The 16930-nt window shown below is 46.3% G+C and carries 12 protein-coding genes, 6 tRNA genes and 1 pseudogene; 13 read left to right on the forward strand and 6 right to left on the reverse strand.

The window, feature by feature from the left end; translation table 11 throughout:
- Positions 1-78: 78 nt before the first annotated feature.
- A complete protein-coding gene (locus FTU86_RS00550; RefSeq protein ID WP_227591480.1) occupies positions 79-1137 on the reverse strand; it encodes a restriction endonuclease in 1059 nt (352 codons plus the stop codon).
- 65 nt (positions 1138-1202) lie between these two features.
- Between FTU86_RS00550 and FTU86_RS00555 the strand changes: the two genes are divergently transcribed.
- On the forward strand, positions 1203-1625 hold the full coding sequence (locus FTU86_RS00555) for a hypothetical protein (RefSeq protein ID WP_005242960.1): 423 nt from the start codon (positions 1203-1205) through the stop codon (positions 1623-1625).
- Positions 1626-1723: 98 nt separating this feature from the next.
- Here the strand turns inward: FTU86_RS00555 and FTU86_RS00560 are convergent.
- The 3 genes from FTU86_RS00560 to FTU86_RS00570 form a co-directional block, all read right to left on the reverse strand.
- A tRNA-Ser gene (locus FTU86_RS00560) sits at positions 1724-1813 on the reverse strand.
- Positions 1814-1900: 87 nt separating this feature from the next.
- Complete coding sequence (locus FTU86_RS00565) at positions 1901-3937, reverse strand: NADPH-dependent 2,4-dienoyl-CoA reductase (protein WP_180048286.1); 2037 nt, start codon at positions 3935-3937, stop codon at positions 1901-1903.
- 104 nt (positions 3938-4041) lie between these two features.
- Complete coding sequence (locus tag FTU86_RS00570) at positions 4042-4395, reverse strand: hypothetical protein (protein WP_005179182.1); 354 nt, start codon at positions 4393-4395, stop codon at positions 4042-4044.
- Positions 4396-4616: 221 nt separating this feature from the next.
- Between FTU86_RS00570 and argG the strand changes: the two genes are divergently transcribed.
- Positions 4617-5957, forward strand: a complete 1341-nt coding sequence (gene argG, locus FTU86_RS00575; protein WP_005179184.1) for an argininosuccinate synthase — start codon at positions 4617-4619, stop codon at positions 5955-5957.
- Between the two features lie 58 nt (positions 5958-6015).
- Here argG and FTU86_RS00580 read toward each other — a convergent pair whose 3' ends face one another.
- Complete coding sequence (locus FTU86_RS00580; RefSeq protein ID WP_168398808.1) at positions 6016-7287, reverse strand: GGDEF domain-containing protein; 1272 nt, start codon at positions 7285-7287, stop codon at positions 6016-6018.
- 148 nt (positions 7288-7435) lie between these two features.
- On the opposite strand from FTU86_RS00580, the gene pyrC reads away from it, so the two are divergent.
- From pyrC to FTU86_RS00635, 11 genes and pseudogenes are all read left to right on the forward strand, one after another.
- Entirely contained in the window at positions 7436-8470 is a 1035-nt protein-coding gene (pyrC, locus tag FTU86_RS00585; protein WP_034597856.1) for a dihydroorotase, read from the forward strand.
- On the forward strand, positions 8455-9114 hold the full coding sequence (rnt, locus tag FTU86_RS00590; RefSeq protein WP_075167718.1) for a ribonuclease T: 660 nt from the start codon (positions 8455-8457) through the stop codon (positions 9112-9114). The genes pyrC and rnt overlap by 16 nt, the downstream gene beginning before the upstream one ends.
- A 20-nt stretch (positions 9115-9134) precedes the next feature.
- A tRNA-Glu gene (locus FTU86_RS00595) sits at positions 9135-9210 on the forward strand.
- 155 nt (positions 9211-9365) lie between these two features.
- Positions 9366-11861, forward strand: a complete 2496-nt coding sequence (locus FTU86_RS00600) for a TonB-dependent siderophore receptor (RefSeq protein WP_180048287.1) — start codon at positions 9366-9368, stop codon at positions 11859-11861.
- A gap of 83 nt (positions 11862-11944) precedes the next feature.
- Entirely contained in the window at positions 11945-12103 is a 159-nt protein-coding gene (locus FTU86_RS00605) for a hypothetical protein (protein ID WP_016659224.1), read from the forward strand.
- A 229-nt stretch (positions 12104-12332) separates the two neighbouring features.
- Positions 12333-12408: transfer RNA gene (locus FTU86_RS00610), tRNA-Glu, on the forward strand.
- A gap of 113 nt (positions 12409-12521) precedes the next feature.
- Positions 12522-13940: an amino acid permease gene (locus FTU86_RS00615; protein WP_005179201.1), complete on the forward strand. Its 1419-nt coding sequence runs from the start codon at positions 12522-12524 to the stop codon at positions 13938-13940.
- A 90-nt stretch (positions 13941-14030) separates the two neighbouring features.
- Positions 14031-14935: pseudogene (locus tag FTU86_RS00620) on the forward strand (alpha/beta hydrolase).
- Between the two features lie 133 nt (positions 14936-15068).
- Positions 15069-15144: transfer RNA gene (locus tag FTU86_RS00625), tRNA-Glu, on the forward strand.
- 24 nt (positions 15145-15168) lie between these two features.
- Positions 15169-15244, forward strand: a tRNA-Glu gene (locus FTU86_RS00630).
- A gap of 44 nt (positions 15245-15288) precedes the next feature.
- Positions 15289-15364 (forward strand) — tRNA-Glu (locus tag FTU86_RS00635).
- Positions 15365-15620: 256 nt separating this feature from the next.
- On the opposite strand, the gene FTU86_RS00640 is transcribed toward FTU86_RS00635, so the two are convergent.
- Positions 15621-16865: an NADH:flavin oxidoreductase/NADH oxidase family protein gene (locus FTU86_RS00640; protein ID WP_168383206.1), complete on the reverse strand. Its 1245-nt coding sequence runs from the start codon at positions 16863-16865 to the stop codon at positions 15621-15623.
- Positions 16866-16930 lie beyond the last annotated feature (65 nt).

Consider the following 16930-nt stretch of genomic DNA (forward strand, 5'->3'; position numbering starts at 1 on the left):
TCCACCTATTTTGTCTTATGATGAATGGGAAGCTATTGCTGTACCACATCAACAACAACTAGTTGACGATACTAGGAGTTAGTCACCAATATCAGGAATAAAAACCTGCTTTAAAGGGATTAAGGCTCTATATTGTGGTTTAAAATCTTCATAATAACGATAAATTAACTCTACAATCTCTTTACCATCAATAAGTCTTAATCGTGATTTATTCGTAGCTTTACTCTTTGCTTGATTACTATAACTTCCAAGATTAACAAATAAAGCATATTCTCCATCTTCAAGAGTACCTAAAAGTTGATTTATTTCAGGTAAGCCATTAGATGTTAAAGTTTTTTTACATTGAACCTTAATAATAGGGGGTTCGAAGCCAAGTGTATCCTTGTGAGCAATAACATCAACACCACCATCACCTGACCGCTGAGTAACCCTAGCCACATAACCCATACATTCAAGCAAATGAGCGACAAATTCTTCAAACTGATAACCGTTTAAATGTTGATGTAATCTACGAATAATAAAATCTTCAGTTGAATATTTTGCTGATTCATTAATTACTTTAGTTACTGTTTCATCATCAGGTATTTCTTCTTGTTCTAATTCTTGCTCTTGTAACTCAACTATTGGGTCTTTATTTATTGTAGCTTGGTATTCAATACCTACAGCATTTAAAAAATCTCCTGCTGTTTTTTTAATTTCAAACAACGTAATGTAAGCACCAATTTCATATAACGCTACTTGAGAAAAATTGTTACGTGGAACTCCATTAGGTGTTAGCCATGTTACAGGACGACGATTTAAATAAGCATCTTCGTCTTCAGAATTAGCCCTCTCATAATCACCACTAATAATACCAATATAGACCAATCTATCCGATTTGCATGGGTATACTACATAATCTCCAGTTTTTACCACATGCATAAATCTGTAAATTGTGGCTACCTGAGTTCGGATAGAAGGCATTGAAGAATCAGGTTGCTTTGCTTGCAAAGCAAATTTAAAAGCTTCCCTATCAGCATCAATCTGACTTAAATCACCTAGCTCTGACCAACCAATTCCAATGTAATTTTTTTCAACTGGCTCAGTTCCAACATGTACACCCATGTGTACACCCCAAACAGTCGGAGTATCAGACATTTATTAACCTTAAATACTTGTAATTTATGCCGATCAGCATATCTTAAATAAGGGTAAATTTGAATATGAGTATTATTGTGGGTATCGTTTCTGAGTTTAAAAAATTTGATGCTGATCTAAAAAATCCAAACTGGTCAGTATCCTCAATTAGCTCTAATAATGAACTAATTGTTAGTTTATGGGGTCATAAACCTTTAATGTCCAAACATCCAACTGAAAGAAAACAAGTTTATCGTGACCGTATTGATAGATGGTCTGGTAATGGACGTAATGAATTTAAGAAAAACCTTGATCTTGCATTAGAAGAAAAATTAAAAATTAGACCAATTATAGCTATGCTCGATAAAAGCTCGGATTTTCAGAATATTTTAGATGGTAAAGATGGCAGTCAATACCCAAAAAGATTTAATGCAAAAACCGATTGGATCGGTGAATTAACTATTTGGGACGGTATCCAATTTGAGATTGTATTTAGTCTTGAACAATAATTTAAACTCAAACCAAGTTTTTATAATGCTTACTACAGGCTTACGTTGCATAAGCCTAGAAACAACAAAGCCCTGACACTGTCAGGGCTTTTTGAATTTGGCGGAAGCGGTGAGATTCGAACTCACGGAGGACTCACACCCTCGTCGGTTTTCAAGACCGGTGCATTAAACCGCTCTGCCACGCTTCCATGTGCGCCATAATACGAAGCTTTTTTCCATCTGACAAGTAAAAATTACATTCAAGTGACTCAAACGAATATTGTTTCATCAAATGTTTAAAGTTTGGCGGCCAATTCAGCACCTTCGCGAATGGCGCGCTTGGCATCCAGTTCCGCCGCCAGTTTTGCCCCGCCAATAATGTGATATTGCGCCAAGGTCTGCTGGCCATTTTCCGGCATAATCTCTTTAACAGATTCCTGCCCGGCACAGACCACCACGGTATCGACTCGCAATAACTGGTCATGGCCATCCATTTCTACCCATAAGCCTTCATCACCAATGGCTTTATATTGCACCCCGCGTAACATGCGTACGCCGTACTTTTTCAGTTGTGCACGATGCACCCAGCCGGTGGTTTTACCTAAGCCGGCACCCAATGGCGTGGTTTTACGCTGCAACAAATAAATTTCACGCACAGGGGGATGAATTTCCGGTGCCTGCATACCGCCTTCAGATACATAGTGTGGATTTAAATCGACGCCCCACTCGCGTTTCCAGTCCTCCACAGGTTGCGGCTGTGGCTGCTGCTCCGGTTTTAATAAAAACTCGGACACATCAAAGCCAATGCCGCCAGCGCCAATTACCGCCACTTTATGACCGACAGGCGCGCCATTCAGCACTTCGGCATAAGACAGAACTTGGGGTAAATCGCTGCCCGGAATGTTGAGTGTACGTGGCACCACACCAGTGGCAACAATCACCTCCTCAAAACCTTCACGTTCCAGCTGCTCGCGGTTAACTTTGGTATTCAGACGTACATCTACGCCAGTTTTTTCCAGCTGCACCTTAAAATAGCGGATGGTTTCGTGGAATTCTTCTTTGCCCGGAATCACTTTGGCCAGATTAAACTGCCCGCCGACATCGGCATTGGCTTCAAATAATGTCACCTGATGACCACGGCCTGCAGCCACCGTTGCAGCAGACATACCAGCGACTCCACCGCCCACCACGGCAATTCGTTTTGGCTGTTTGGTTTTAACATAGACCAGTTCGGTTTCATAACCTGCACGCGGATTGACCAGACAGGTCGCGCGCTGGTTTTTAAAGGTATGATCCAGACAGGCCTGATTACAGGCAATACAGGTATTGATTTCATCGACCCGGTTGGTGGCTGTTTTATTGACCCAGAAAGCATCGGCCAGTAAAGGACGCGCCATCTGAATCATGTCGGCTTTGCCCGCTGCCAGAATTTCTTCGGCCGTATCTGGCATATTAATCCGGTTAGAAGCAATCACCGGAATCGACACTTGCTGTTTCACGGCTGCGGTGTAATCCACAAATGCCGCGCGCGGCACCGAAGTCACAATGGTCGGAATACGCGCTTCATGCCAGCCAATACCGGTATTCAGTAAAGTCACACCAGCCTGTTCCAAAGCTTTGGCTACCGTGATGACTTCATCCATAGTGTTGCCATCATGTACCAGATCCAGCATCGACAGACGAAAACAGATAATAAACTTATCGCCAATTTCTGCACGAATGGCTTTGACAATTTCCACAGCAAAGCGCATTCGGTTTTCAATCGGGCCACCCCAACGGTCATTGCGCTGATTGACATGACGGCTTAAAAACTGGTTTAGCAAATAGCCTTCAGAACCCATGATTTCCACGCCATCATAACCGGCTTTTTTGGCCAGACTGGCGGTTTTCACATAGTCCTGAATGGTGTTTAAAATCTGTTTATCGCTGAGTTGGCGCGGTTTAAATGGTGAAATTGGCGATTTAATCGGGCTAGCCGACACCACAAAAGGCTGATAGCCATAACGGCCGGCATGCAGAATCTGCAACAGGATTTTGGCGCCATGCTTATGTACCGCATGTGTCACCAGTCGATGCGGTGCAATATCCCCCAAGGTATTCATGGTGCCGCCGGCCGGTAATAACCAGCCCTGACGGTTCGGGGAAATCCCGCCCGTAATAATCAGGCCAACGCCGCCTTTGGCACGCTCACCAAAATAGGCCGCCAGTTTCGGATAATTATAAAAACGGTCTTCCAGACCGGTATGCATGGACCCCATCACCACCCGGTTTTTCAGGGTAGTAAAACCTAAATGTAATGGACTGAGCAGATGTGCATAGCTTGTTGTCATCATGTATTCCTGTACGCTGGCTTTGCAACTTGTTGCATAATACTGTAGCGATTTTTTATTATTTGTTTATGGCATTTTCAAAAAATTATCATGACAAACTGCCAATGTCAGTTCTGCCACTGCTTGCTGCTGCTTTTCCATAGTGCAATTGCACCGAGCACCGTGCCAATTGGAAAGCTTAATAACATTAGCACGGCCAAAATACGCGACAGTGTGCGTCCTTCACCATCGCCCCGTTTCACTTTTAAACAGGCGCTGATATTCAGATAAATCAACAGCAGCATCAAGGCCATCACAATCACTAAATTGACTGTGGCAATACTGCGCTGCTGATATTCCAGATACAGGAACACCACCGCACTAAAACTGAGTAAACCGGCATAAATACCATGAACCAGCGCCAGGGTTTCATTGCGGTTATTGTTGGAGATCAATGGGGGCGGTGTGACATTGGGCTGCATCGGCATTTCCTCTCTATGGTTATGAATTGTTCTATCATACTCAAGCCAGGAATGGGCTGCTGTGGCCGAAAATAAACTGAAACCGATGAAAAAAGTCTAACTTTTTTCAGAAAGCAAATTTTTCAGAAAACATCGTTTCGGAAAAGTGCTACAATAGCGCCATTTTCGAATTCTCCTTGGCCACCATTTTGGTTGCCTATATTCATAAGTTAGGACTCGCAATGACTGATAATGCAACGATCTTGCAAAGCGTACCAGTAGGCAAAAAAGTGGGTATCGCCTTCTCTGGTGGTCTAGATACTTCTGCTGCTTTATTGTGGATGAAACAAAAAGGCGCTGAACCTTATGCCTACACAGCAAACTTGGGTCAGCCAGATGAAGATGATTACGATGCTATTCCGAAGAAAGCAGAAGCCTATGGCGCAGTAAAAGCACGCTTAATCGACTGCCGTTTACAGCTTGCACTTGAAGGTATTGCCGCAATTCAGTGTGGCGCGTTCCACATTTCAACAGGTGGTGTGCCTTACTTCAACACCACACCACTGGGCCGTGCCGTTACCGGTACCATGCTGGTTACAGCGATGAAAGAAGATGACGTGAACATCTGGGGTGATGGCTCAACCTATAAAGGTAACGACATCGAGCGTTTCTACCGTTACGGCTTACTGACCAACCCGGCGCTCAAAATTTACAAGCCGTGGTTAGACCAGACCTTTATTGATGAGCTAGGCGGCCGTGCAGAAATGTCACAGTTCCTGATCGACAACGGCTTCGACTATAAAATGTCAAAAGAAAAAGCCTACTCGACTGACTCGAACATGCTGGGTGCAACGCACGAAGCCAAAGATCTGGAATACCTGAATGCCGGTATCAAGATTGTTGAGCCAATCATGGGCGTTGCGTTCTGGAAAGATGACGTTGAAATTGCACCTGAAGAAGTTTCAATTACCTTTGAAGAAGGTTTCCCGGTTGCACTGAATGGCCGTCGTATCGAAGATCCGGTAGAGTTCATTCTGGAAGCCAACCGCATTGGTGGCCGTCACGGTCTGGGGATGTCGGATCAGATCGAAAACCGTATCATTGAAGCGAAATCTCGTGGTATTTACGAGGCTCCGGGTATGGCGCTGCTGCACATCGCTTACGAGCGTTTAGTGACAGGTATTCATAACGAAGACACCATCGAACAATACCGTATTAACGGTTTACGTTTAGGCCGTTTACTGTATCAAGGCCGCTGGTTCGATTCTCAAGCACTGATGCTGCGAGAAACTGCACAGCGTTGGGTTGCGAAAGCCATTACTGGTACGGTGACTTTAGAACTGCGTCGTGGTAATGACTACACGATTATGAACACTGAATCTGAAAACCTCACCTATGAAGCTGAGCGTTTGACCATGGAAAAAGGTGATTCAATGTTCACGCCAATGGATCGTATTGGTCAGTTAACCATGCGTAACCTGGACATTACCGATACCCGTCAAAAACTTGGCATTTATACCGGTGCCGGTTTACTGGCCGTGGGTACAGGTTCTGCTGTTCCACAATTAAAAGACAAGAAATAAGTTGTCTCTATGAAAAAACCGCCTTCGGGGCGGTTTTTTTGTACTTGCTGTTTGGGATTTATTCTAAACCTTGCAGAATATCGCTGACCTGCGCGGTCTGATAATAAATCTGGTTCCGGCCGAGTTTTTTCGCCCGGTACAGCGCCTGGTCGGCACGGCTAATCAGATCATCCTTGGAAATCTCGAGCTCGCCTTTATACACGGTAAAACCCAGGCTAATAGTAATGATATCGGACACACTGGATTTTTCATGTGGAATGGCCAGCCGTTCAATCGCCCTAAAAATATTTGACGCCACCGCATAAGCACCATGCGCATCAGTTTCAGGCAGCAACACCACAAATTCTTCGCCGCCATAACGCGCCACAAAATCCATATGCCGGATCGCGTCTTTAATGGACTTGGCCACTGATGAAATGACTTCATCACCTTTTTGATGGCCATAAAAATCATTAAACAGCTTAAAGAAATCGACATCAATAAATAGCAAGGACAAGGGCCGTTCATCATGCCGCGCCTGCTCATAATAGCTGTTCAGCATTTCATCAAAGTTGCGCCGGTTCGACACTTTGGTCAGTGCATCATGCTGGCTTAAATGCAGCAATTCTTCACTGTTAATCCGGTTAATTTTCTCGCCGAGTTTCGCCTGCTGCATCACCAGAAAGATCATCCGCTCTCGGGTACACAGCATTTTACTCATTAAAAAACCCATCACTACGCTGCCGATGAGCACCCGCGCCATCACCATCACATCAATTGGAATGTAAAAGGTAAACAGCATGACCATGGTCATGACTGCTGCCATTAATCCGGTCAGCAGCATATGAAATGGTTTTACCCCGGTCAGCACATAGCCCATGATGTAAATGATACAGATGATCATCATGGCCTGATATTTCAGTGCTTCGGTATACACGGTCATGGTGAGCCAGGTCATCGACAGGATGGCCCAGAACACCAGCGCCATGGCGGCATAGGCAAAATAGCGCCGCAGGATTTTATAATGGGCAAAGAAAAACAGCGTCAGCAGACACAGGCCACCATTGAGTAGCCCGAGCAGACAGCGGATAAAATCATGCCAGAAATGTTGCGGCTGGATAATCCAGTAATCCCCGGGAATGACCAGCATGGTCAGAATAAAATAGACCAGCACCCCCGACCAGAAATACTGGTTAATATTATGCCGGGCACGCTCCAAATACTGCTGCCAGAATTCCTGTTCCAGCTGTTTCGGAAACACCTGACCCGCGCTGCGTCGTTGCCGGGTAATCAGTGCCTCTATTTTTTCCTTGTCGTATTGCAATTGGACAAGCTTATATTTGTATTCCATTGACATAAAATATAATTTTTATAGTCGCTTAAAAATAACACAAAATGATAAAAATTAATTCAATATAAGGCATCTTTTGTCTAGATTTGACGTTATCATTGTCAGGTTTATAGATTATCATTCCATTTATTTTTCGATCGGCATCACCTTGAATACGATTACTCTTTTACAGCCAGATGACTGGCATGCTCACTTACGTGACGGTTTAGCATTAAAACGTACAGTTCCAGATCTTGCCAAACAGTTTGCACGTGCGATCTGTATGCCGAATCTTGTCCCGCCTGTAAAAACCGTGGAAGAAGCGATCAGCTATCGTGAACGCATTATGGCGCATGTGCCAGAAGGCGTGGCGTTTGATCCGCGCATGGTACTGTATTTCACCGATCAGACTTCGCCAGCCGAAGTGAAAAAAATTAAAGACTCCGAGCATGTCAATGCCATCAAGCTGTATCCGGCTGGTGCGACCACCAACTCGGACAATGGTGTCAGCGACATCCGTAAAGTCTATGCGGTGATTGAACAGTTAGAAGAACATCAGGTGCCGCTGCTGTTACACGGCGAAGTGACCCATCAGCATGTCGATATTTTTGACCGTGAAAAACGCTTCCTCGATGAAGTATTGGCACCTTTATTAAAACAGTTCCCGAAACTGAAACTGGTGCTAGAACACATCACCACCAGCGAAGCAGCACACTTTGTCCTGGAGCAGGACCGTAACGTAGCGGCTACCATTACTCCGCAGCATTTGCTGTTTAACCGCAATGACATGCTGGTTGGTGGAGTTAAACCGCACTTCTACTGCCTGCCTATTTTAAAACGTCAAACCCATCAGCAGACTTTGCTGGAAGTGGCGACCAGTGGCAACCCGAAATTCTTCCTCGGAACCGACAGTGCGCCGCATTCTAAAAATGCCAAAGAAAATGCCTGTGGCTGTGCCGGCTGCTATAGCGCACCAACCGCCATTGAGCTGTATGCGCAAGCCTTTGACCAGGTCGGTAAACTGGACCGCCTAGAAGGTTTTGCCAGCCACTTTGGCGCAGACTTCTATGGTTTGCCGCGTAATACTGGTACGATTACCCTGGTTAAAGAAGACCAAGTGATTCCTGCAAGTTTAGACTATTTGGATGGTGAACAGATTGTTCCGCTATATGCCGGTCAAACCATCCAATGGAGAAAAGTGTGACAGACGAAACTCTACCTTTAATTGGTCAGCGTTTCCGTGGATTCTTACCTGTTGTGGTCGATGTCGAAACAGCAGGTTTTAATTCGCAAACCGATGCCTTACTTGAAATAGCCGCCATTCCGATTGTGTTTAATGCGGAAGGCCATTTTGTTCCGGGTCAGGCCTATCATGCGCATATTAATCCGTTTGAAGGGGCCAATCTGGACCGTCGTTCACTCGACTTTATCGGGATTGATCCGTTCAACCCGATGCGTATGGCCATGGCTGAAGATGAAAAAACGGCGCTGAAACGTATTTTTAAATCCGTGAATGAAGTGCGTCGCCAGCAGAACTGTACTCATGCAGTGCTGGTCGGCCACAATGCGCATTTTGATCTGGGCTTTTTACAGGCGGCCATTGCCCGTACCAGTACCAAAAACCAGAATCCGTTTCACAGCTTTTCCGTACTCGATACCGTAACCTTAAGCGCGGTGATGTTCGGTCAAACAGTACTGGCCAAATCCTGTATTCAGGCCGGCATTGAATTTGATGGCAAAGAAGCGCACTCTGCCCTGTACGACACACAAAAGACCGCGGAACTGTTCTGTTATATTTTAAACAAACTCACCCCGCATCTACTTGACACCTTGGTGGCGGATCAATAAGATACCGCCATCTTCTAAACGTCCCTATCGTCTAGAGGCCTAGGACATCGCCCTTTCACGGCGGTAACCGGGGTTCGAATCCCCGTAGGGACGCCATCTCATTTCTCTCCCCTCCTGTTTGTTATTCATTCTTCTTTGCACAGCACTGTTGTTTATTTAAGCTATTATTGCAAATAATTCTCATTTCTATTGATTAAGCCCATCAAGTTAATGATAATCGCTTGCATTATCTTTTACAAAAAACACATCTCATGCGTTTTGCCTATTCCAGCTTGTCTGTGGCCATTTTAAGCAGCTTCAGCTCCCTTAGTTTTGCTGAACAGATTCAAGAATCAGAACCTATCACCCTCTCTCCCTCGCTCAAACTGTCGACCATTGTGGTCGAGGCCAAAGAGGAAAATGCGCTGGGAAAAACAGTCTATAAACAGGAAGATTTAAAGAAAAGCCCGAATAGCAGCAAGAACATCACCGAATTTTTAAAGGTGAATCCGAACGTGCAGCTCGGTCACCGCTTTCGCAGCAGCTTGCAGCAAGGTGAACTGAACGCGGCCGATATCAGTATTAATGGCGGATTGGCTTACGATAACAAGATTCTGATCAATGGCCTCTCCATCAACAATACGATTAATCCGGTGGGCGCACAGCAATCCAATCATCCCAACCAGCTAATGGGCAATTCACAGACTGCTGCCATTAATACCGACCTACTGTGTAAACTGACCGTGTTAGACAGTAATGTCGGGGCGGAATATGGAGAATTTACCGGCGGCGTGGTTTCTGCCGAAACCTGCGCTCCGCAAACTGAAATTGGCAAAATTCACGGTTCGCTCAGTTATGACTACACCTCAGATGCCTGGTCAAAAGTCAATTTCCCCTCTCAGGACAGCCGGGATGCTTTTGAAGATTCGACCGATGAGTCGGCACAGCCCTACTTCACCAAACAGGGCATCAGCCTGAACAGTTATGGTCGGCTCAGTGAGCAATGGGGTTTTAATGCCTTTGCTTCATACCGGCATTCAGCCATTCCCTTAAAAACAGATTTTGCCGAATCAGGGCAATTTGAACAGCAGCGTCAGGCCCGCAATGCCGGTGTGGAATTATTTTATGATCCCTCTGAACGTACTTCGTTTAAGCTGGGTGCGAGCTTTTTGGAAAATGATGGACTGTATTTTAAATCCAATATCCGTGATTCTGAATCGACCCAGCACTCGAACAGCCAGAACCTGTATTTTAATCTGAACAACCAGCTCGACAGTGTCTTGCTGACCCAGCAGCTGAACTATCAACGCCAGCAAGCGGGACGTCAGGCTGCCCAGAATCACTATAGCTGGCTCAACTCGAGCAGCAAAAACTGGGGCAAGGACAAATATAGCTTTGAAGGTCATATGGGCGCCTTAAACCAGCAAGAAAGCCGGCTGGAATACACCATTAAAGCCCTGTTTGAGCCGATTGAAACCGCATCTTTGCGGCATCAGTTTAAAATCGGGGCCGGCTATGGCCATTATGCTGCTTACTGGCAACGTCCTGAAACTGCCCACGTATATGCTACGCCTTTAAATTTAAACGGTGCCGACTGCCAGTCTGATAATGGTACAAGTTATGATGCCTGTGATACTGCACCGAGTCTGGATGGTAAATATCAGGGCCAGTATTTAAGTAGCAAAACCAGCTATTATACCGGTCAGCTGGATATCCGTCAGGATCGCTGGCATGCCTTTATTGAAGACCAGATTCACTGGAATCAGTATCTGAGCGCGACCCTTGGCTTCCGGAATGACTATGACTCCATTCACAAACAGAACAATGTTGCCCCCAGAACCGCACTAGAAATCCGTCCTTTTGGTAATGAGCGCTTAATCCTGTTGGGTGGCTGGAACCGCTATTACGGGCTAAATGCATTTGTGAATGAACTGAATGACCGGATTGACCAGTTTGAGCAAAAATATACACGCGCGCAGCTGGAACAAGGCTGGACACCCAAAACTGCAGGAAAGACCAGTTTCACCTATCGCTCCAAGCTACAAACCCCGTATAGCGATGAAACCGTACTCGGCCTGAGTTCCAAACTGAACAATACCGCACTCAGCCTGAAATGGGTCAACCGTGACAATCAGGACCAGTTACGTAAAACTAAAATGAATCTGGAAGATCTGAGTTATAGCTATGACAATCGCGGTCGCTCTGCATCCGATATTTATTCACTTTCCATCCGCAACCTGGCGCCACTGGCATTTTTAGGTGCACAGCATCGTCTGGCCCTGAATGCAGACTATACCGAAACCACGCGCAATTTTGATCATTACGACAGTACCGATATTCTGACCGCCACCCCGCAAGTCTATTATAAGGGGCAACTGATTGATGCCGAGGATCGCCCTGCCCATGAGTTTCATGTGCCGTGGACCGTGCGTCTGAACTGGGAGATGCAGTTTGACCGCCTGCCGCTAACGCTCAGCCATTTCCTGAGTTATCAGGGTAAAGTTGATGCCCTAAAACGTGAGGCCAAAGGCTATACCGACGCACAGGGCGTGCAGCATGATGCCTATACGCCGTACACCACCCAGAACAAGTTTTATTGGGACTTAAAAGCCAGCTACCGGATTCCATCTTTTAAAAATACTCAAACCATTTTGGGTCTGACTATTAACAATGTCACCAACCGCGCCAACAGCTTTATTGACAGCAGCGGCAGCGCCCAGCCCGACATTGGCCGGCAGTTTATTGCCGATGTGACCTTTAAATTCTAGCGTGGAAATATGCACAGGCTTGCACTTTTAGACTGTGCATCCGCTATAATTGCAGTAATTTCCCATGCTTTTTTTATAAGACAATGTTAAAAAAGATTTTCCTGGTTCTGATTATTTTGCTGCCTTCGGCGCTTTATCTGTACATTGTGTCGCGTGATAGCAAAGCACCACAAGCGCCCGCACCGGCTGAACAGGCCGCGCCGCAACCACAAGCGCCTGAGTACCAAACCCCGGACCACTAAATGTGGTCTTTTTTATCTCCGGTGCGATGAGTCGTGCAGATGCTCATGGGTTAAAATACGGTGCAGATTGAAGTGCTTATTAAAAACCGGGTGGCCATCATCAAACGATAAATTTTCCAACAGCCTAAACAGATACTTTTTAGACAAATAAATCCAAATCGTGGAATTATTCCCGTCATCAAATTGACATCTTTGAGGCAAATCCCTAATATAGCCCTCACCTCGCAACGTCCCTATCGTCTAGAGGCCTAGGACATCGCCCTTTCACGGCGGTAACCGGGGTTCGAATCCCCGTAGGGACGCCATCTAAATCGCGCCAGACGATTACTTCTAACCCAATTGTTTTGATTATTGATTGCAGATTTGTAGTTTTTCTCTACAATAGCCTGCTTCTCTATTCTTTTATTCTCCTACTCTTATGCAGACATCTCATTCTCCGAATGATGCTACGCATCAGGGCAATTCTGCGCCTTTAAAACGCGCTATGAGTACTCGACATCTGGTTATGATTTCACTTGGTGGTGCAATCGGAACTGGTTTATTTTTAGGTTCGGGTGAAGTCATTGCACAAACGGGGCCTGTAGGTGCCATTCTTGCTTATTTTCTGGGCGGCGTGATCGCTTACATGGTTATGCTGTGTTTGGGCGAACTGGCTGTCCATATGCCTGAATCCGGTTCTTTTGGTGCTTATGCCAAACGTTATATTGGACCCGGAACAGGCTATACCGTCACCTGGCTGTACTGGCTAACCTGGTCAGTCACCCTGGGGACTGAATTTACCGCAGCCGCCCTGCTGATGCAGGAGTGGTTCCCGCACATCTCGATGTGGTTATGGACCATTATTTTTGGGGTATTTGTCTTTACCTTAAATATGGTGTCTAGCCGCTGGTTTGCTGAATCCGAATTCTGGCTGGCACTGGTCAAAGTCGTGACCGTGGTGGCCTTTATTCTGCTCGGTCTGCTGGCCATTTTCGGCGTGATCGGCTATCAGGGCTATGAATCTGCGCCGCTGTTTAGCAATTTAACCGCACAGGGCTGGTTCCCGGAAGGTTTATTCCCGATTTTCACCACCATGCTGATTGTGAACTTTGCCTTCTCTGGCACCGAACTGATTGGTGTGGCCGCTGGTGAAACCAAAGACCCGGCCAAAAACGTTCCAAAAGCCATCAACACCGCAATTTTCCGCCTGCTGATTTTCTTTGTCGGAACCATTCTGGTTGTGACTGCGTTATTGCCGCATCAGGAAGCCGGTCTGGCCGCTGAGGGCGTGAGTAGCAGTCCATTTGTGACCGTGTTCCAGCACATCGGGATTCCATACGCAGAAGATATTATCCGCTTCGTGATTATTACCGCCTTACTGTCTGCCGCCAACTCAGGTTTGTTTGCAGCATCGCGGATGATGTGGTCATTGTCGTATCAGAAGCAGTTGCCGCAGGTTTTCTCCAAGGTCAACTCGCGTGGTATTCCTTATGTGGCAGTGATGGTCACCATGCTGGGCGCAATGCCAGGCTTGCTGTCTGAGCAGTTTGCACCTGAGCTGATTTTTACCAACCTGCTCGGTATTGCGGCCTTTACCATGGTGGTGGTCTGGATGAGTATCTGCTTAAGTCATTTCAACTTCCGCCGTGAATGGTATAAACAGGGTCGTAGCGTGAAAGAGCTGGGCTTTGCCGCACCATTGTTCCCGATTGTGCCAATTCTGGGCTTTGTATTCTGTCTGATTACCTGTTTGAGTATGGTGTTTGATCCATCCATGCGCATCAGTTTCTTTGGCTGTTTAATCTTTATTGCAGCCTGCTATATCAGCTATTACCGTTTTTATCATAAAAAAATCTAATCAGGATTTGCAGTAAAGAGCGGCCCCGGCCGCTCTTTTTTTATCTATACTGTTAAATAAAGCCATTCTTATTCACATGCTGGCCCTACAATGAATATTATTTGCATTCATGGGATGAATCAGCAACACCAGACTGCCGATTCACTGCGTCGACTGTGGTTATCAATACTGGAGCAGGGTTTAAAACGCAGCCAGCAGTCCCATTTTTTGCCGATTTAAAACAGGCCATCTGCATGCCGTTTTATGGCGATCTGCTCTCCAAACATCATCTGCAAAATACTTTAAATGCCAGCACCCTGATGCCGCAGCACTGGCCGCATTTTCCACTGCTACATCCAGTCAAAATCCAAAAACCGACCACAATGGTGGAAGAACATCGCCCCGGCGATTGCAATATTCCGCATCTGCAAGTCTATGATGCGCTCAACTTTAACCAGAAACTGAAATGGCTCAGTGCCTTAAGCCGGGATATTGCACTGCGTGATTTTGCCCGGCTGATCAATTATTTTCCCAAACTGTATGCCAGCTTGTTGCATAAATTTCTGGTCGAAGCCTATTTATACCTGGCCGATCCGCATTTTATTCAAGAGGTACACAGCCGGATTTATGCCCAGCTCTGTCAGGATGACACCCATATTATTCTGGCGCATTCCTTAGGCACGGTAATTGCCTATAATCTGTTAATTCAGTATCCGGAACTGAATATTGCACGCTTTATTACCCTCGGTTCGCCGCTGGCCTTTCGGGTGATTCAGGAGCATTTACAACAGCCGATTCAGCGCCCCACTGCCCTGCATGGCGACTGGATTAATTTTTATTCTCCGGATGATTTTCTGACCGCCTTTCCACTGTCGGAACCACCGTTTCATTTTAAACCGGCCATTCTGAACCAGCAGGTACAAACTCCGGTAGATCGTCCTCATGAAGTCTATGGCTATTTACAGCATCCCCAAGTCTTAGAGGCCTTGGTCGAGTTACTGCTAGAAAGTGCTTAAATTGAGGGAATTTTCACCTGATTTATGCAAATTGTTCTAAATTTATTCGCTTAAAAGCCTTGCAGCCAGAAAATTGTAGAAAAGCGTTTGACACCCTCCTTTTTTCACCCTAATATACGCCCACCTCTGAAACGTCCCTATCGTCTAGAGGCCTAGGACATCGCCCTTTCACGGCGGTAACCGGGGTTCGAATCCCCGTAGGGACGCCAATTTCAGAAGTAATATTTTATTAAGTCCCTATCGTCTAGAGGCCTAGGACATCGCCCTTTCACGGCGGTAACCGGGGTTCGAATCCCCGTAGGGACGCCACTCCTTCCAATCAAAAGAAGCGGTTTAAAATATTCTTCTGCACTGTCCCTATCGTCTAGAGGCCTAGGACATCGCCCTTTCACGGCGGTAACCGGGGTTCGAATCCCCGTAGGGACGCCATATTCGGGTCACACACGTGATTCATAAAAAAGCCCAAGCATTGCGACTTGGGCTTTTTTATTGCTGCAACTTTTTATTTGTACAGAACGGGAGCTAGGAAAAATACTATCACCCGTTTAAAACAGTCATACCACCTGCACCCAGATCCTCATCCACTTCATACAATCTCCTGTGAATATGGATGGAAATGCTCAAAAAGGCTGAATAAAGCGTAGATAGGGAATCGGGATGGATCACCCTCATTCCCCATTTCTGTTTAGGCCGATTTACGCGAGTTAATCTGCCCTTTAATTACCGCGGTCAAATTGCCTTTTAAATATTTAAAAAATACTTTTAAAGGCGAGAGTTTTGGATTCGGCTGTTTGCCTTGGGCAATGTCCTTAAACTGCGCGGCATACCAGATAATTTCCATAATCGCCATTTTATCGACCAGTGGAATGCCGGTCTTAATTTTATCGACACCATAACGCACATCTTGCCCTGCCAGCAAACGATGCGCCAGATCTGGCTCCACCGCAAATGGGCGAGCAATCCCGATAAAATCACAGGCGCCGCTGGCCAGTGCCGTATTCATGCCCTGTACGGTCCGGAAACCGCCGGTCACCATTAAATGACAACGAACTTCCTGACGGATCCGTTCTGCAAACTCCAAGAAGTAGGCTTCACGCGCCAGAGTTGAGGCTTTGCGTTTTTCCGCTTTCACTCCAGCCATAGCCGGTGCTTCATAAGTCCCCCCCGATACTTCAATCAGGTCAATTCCGGCAGCATCAATCGCTTTAAAGACCTGAATCACATCTTCCTCACTAATACCACCGCGCTGGAAATCCGCCGAGTTCAGCTTGACCGAAATAATAAAATCGTCAGAGGTCGCGGCGCGCACCGCCTGATAAATTTCCAGCAAAAAGCGCATCCGGTTGTCAATCGAACCACCCCAACGATCCTGACGTTTATTGGTTAGGGGTGATAAAAACTGGCTGATTAAGTAGCCATGTGCGCCATGCAGCTGCACCCCTTCAAAACCGGCCTGCTCACAGATCTGCGCTGCGCGGGCAAAGCGCTGGATAATATCAAGAATCTCATCTTCACGCAGTTCACGCGGTGTGCCAAAGGTGGTGGCCAAGGCCGGGCTAAACGGTACGGCGGAAGGCGCGACGGTTTCTTTGTTCAGGCCTTTCGGACATTGCCGTCCCGGATGCGACAGCTGCACCAGTTGCACCATGCCATACTGCTTGCCAATCTGTGCCCACTGTTGCAACTTGGCCAGATCACGTTCTGACTCAATGGCCACCACGCCCGGTTCATTTTTGGCGCGAATATCCACCATGACATTGCCTGTAATGGCACAGCCCAGCCCACCCTTGGCCCAGGCCTCATATAAGCCCAAATGTAACTGGTTCGGCTGACCAGCCGTATTGGCCAGCGCCTCACTCATAGCGCCTTTAATGATGCGGTTTTTAAATGTGGTCTTTCTAATTTGAAGCTGATCTGCAATCTGGCTCATTGGTCAATCCTGACATTGTGGTCTAGAGCAAATACTCCATTGAATTACCCCAATGGTCAAGCAGA

Origin of the sequence: Acinetobacter sp. YH12155, from assembly GCF_013418255.1 — a bacterium.
Lineage (GTDB): Bacteria > Pseudomonadota > Gammaproteobacteria > Pseudomonadales > Moraxellaceae > Acinetobacter > Acinetobacter indicus.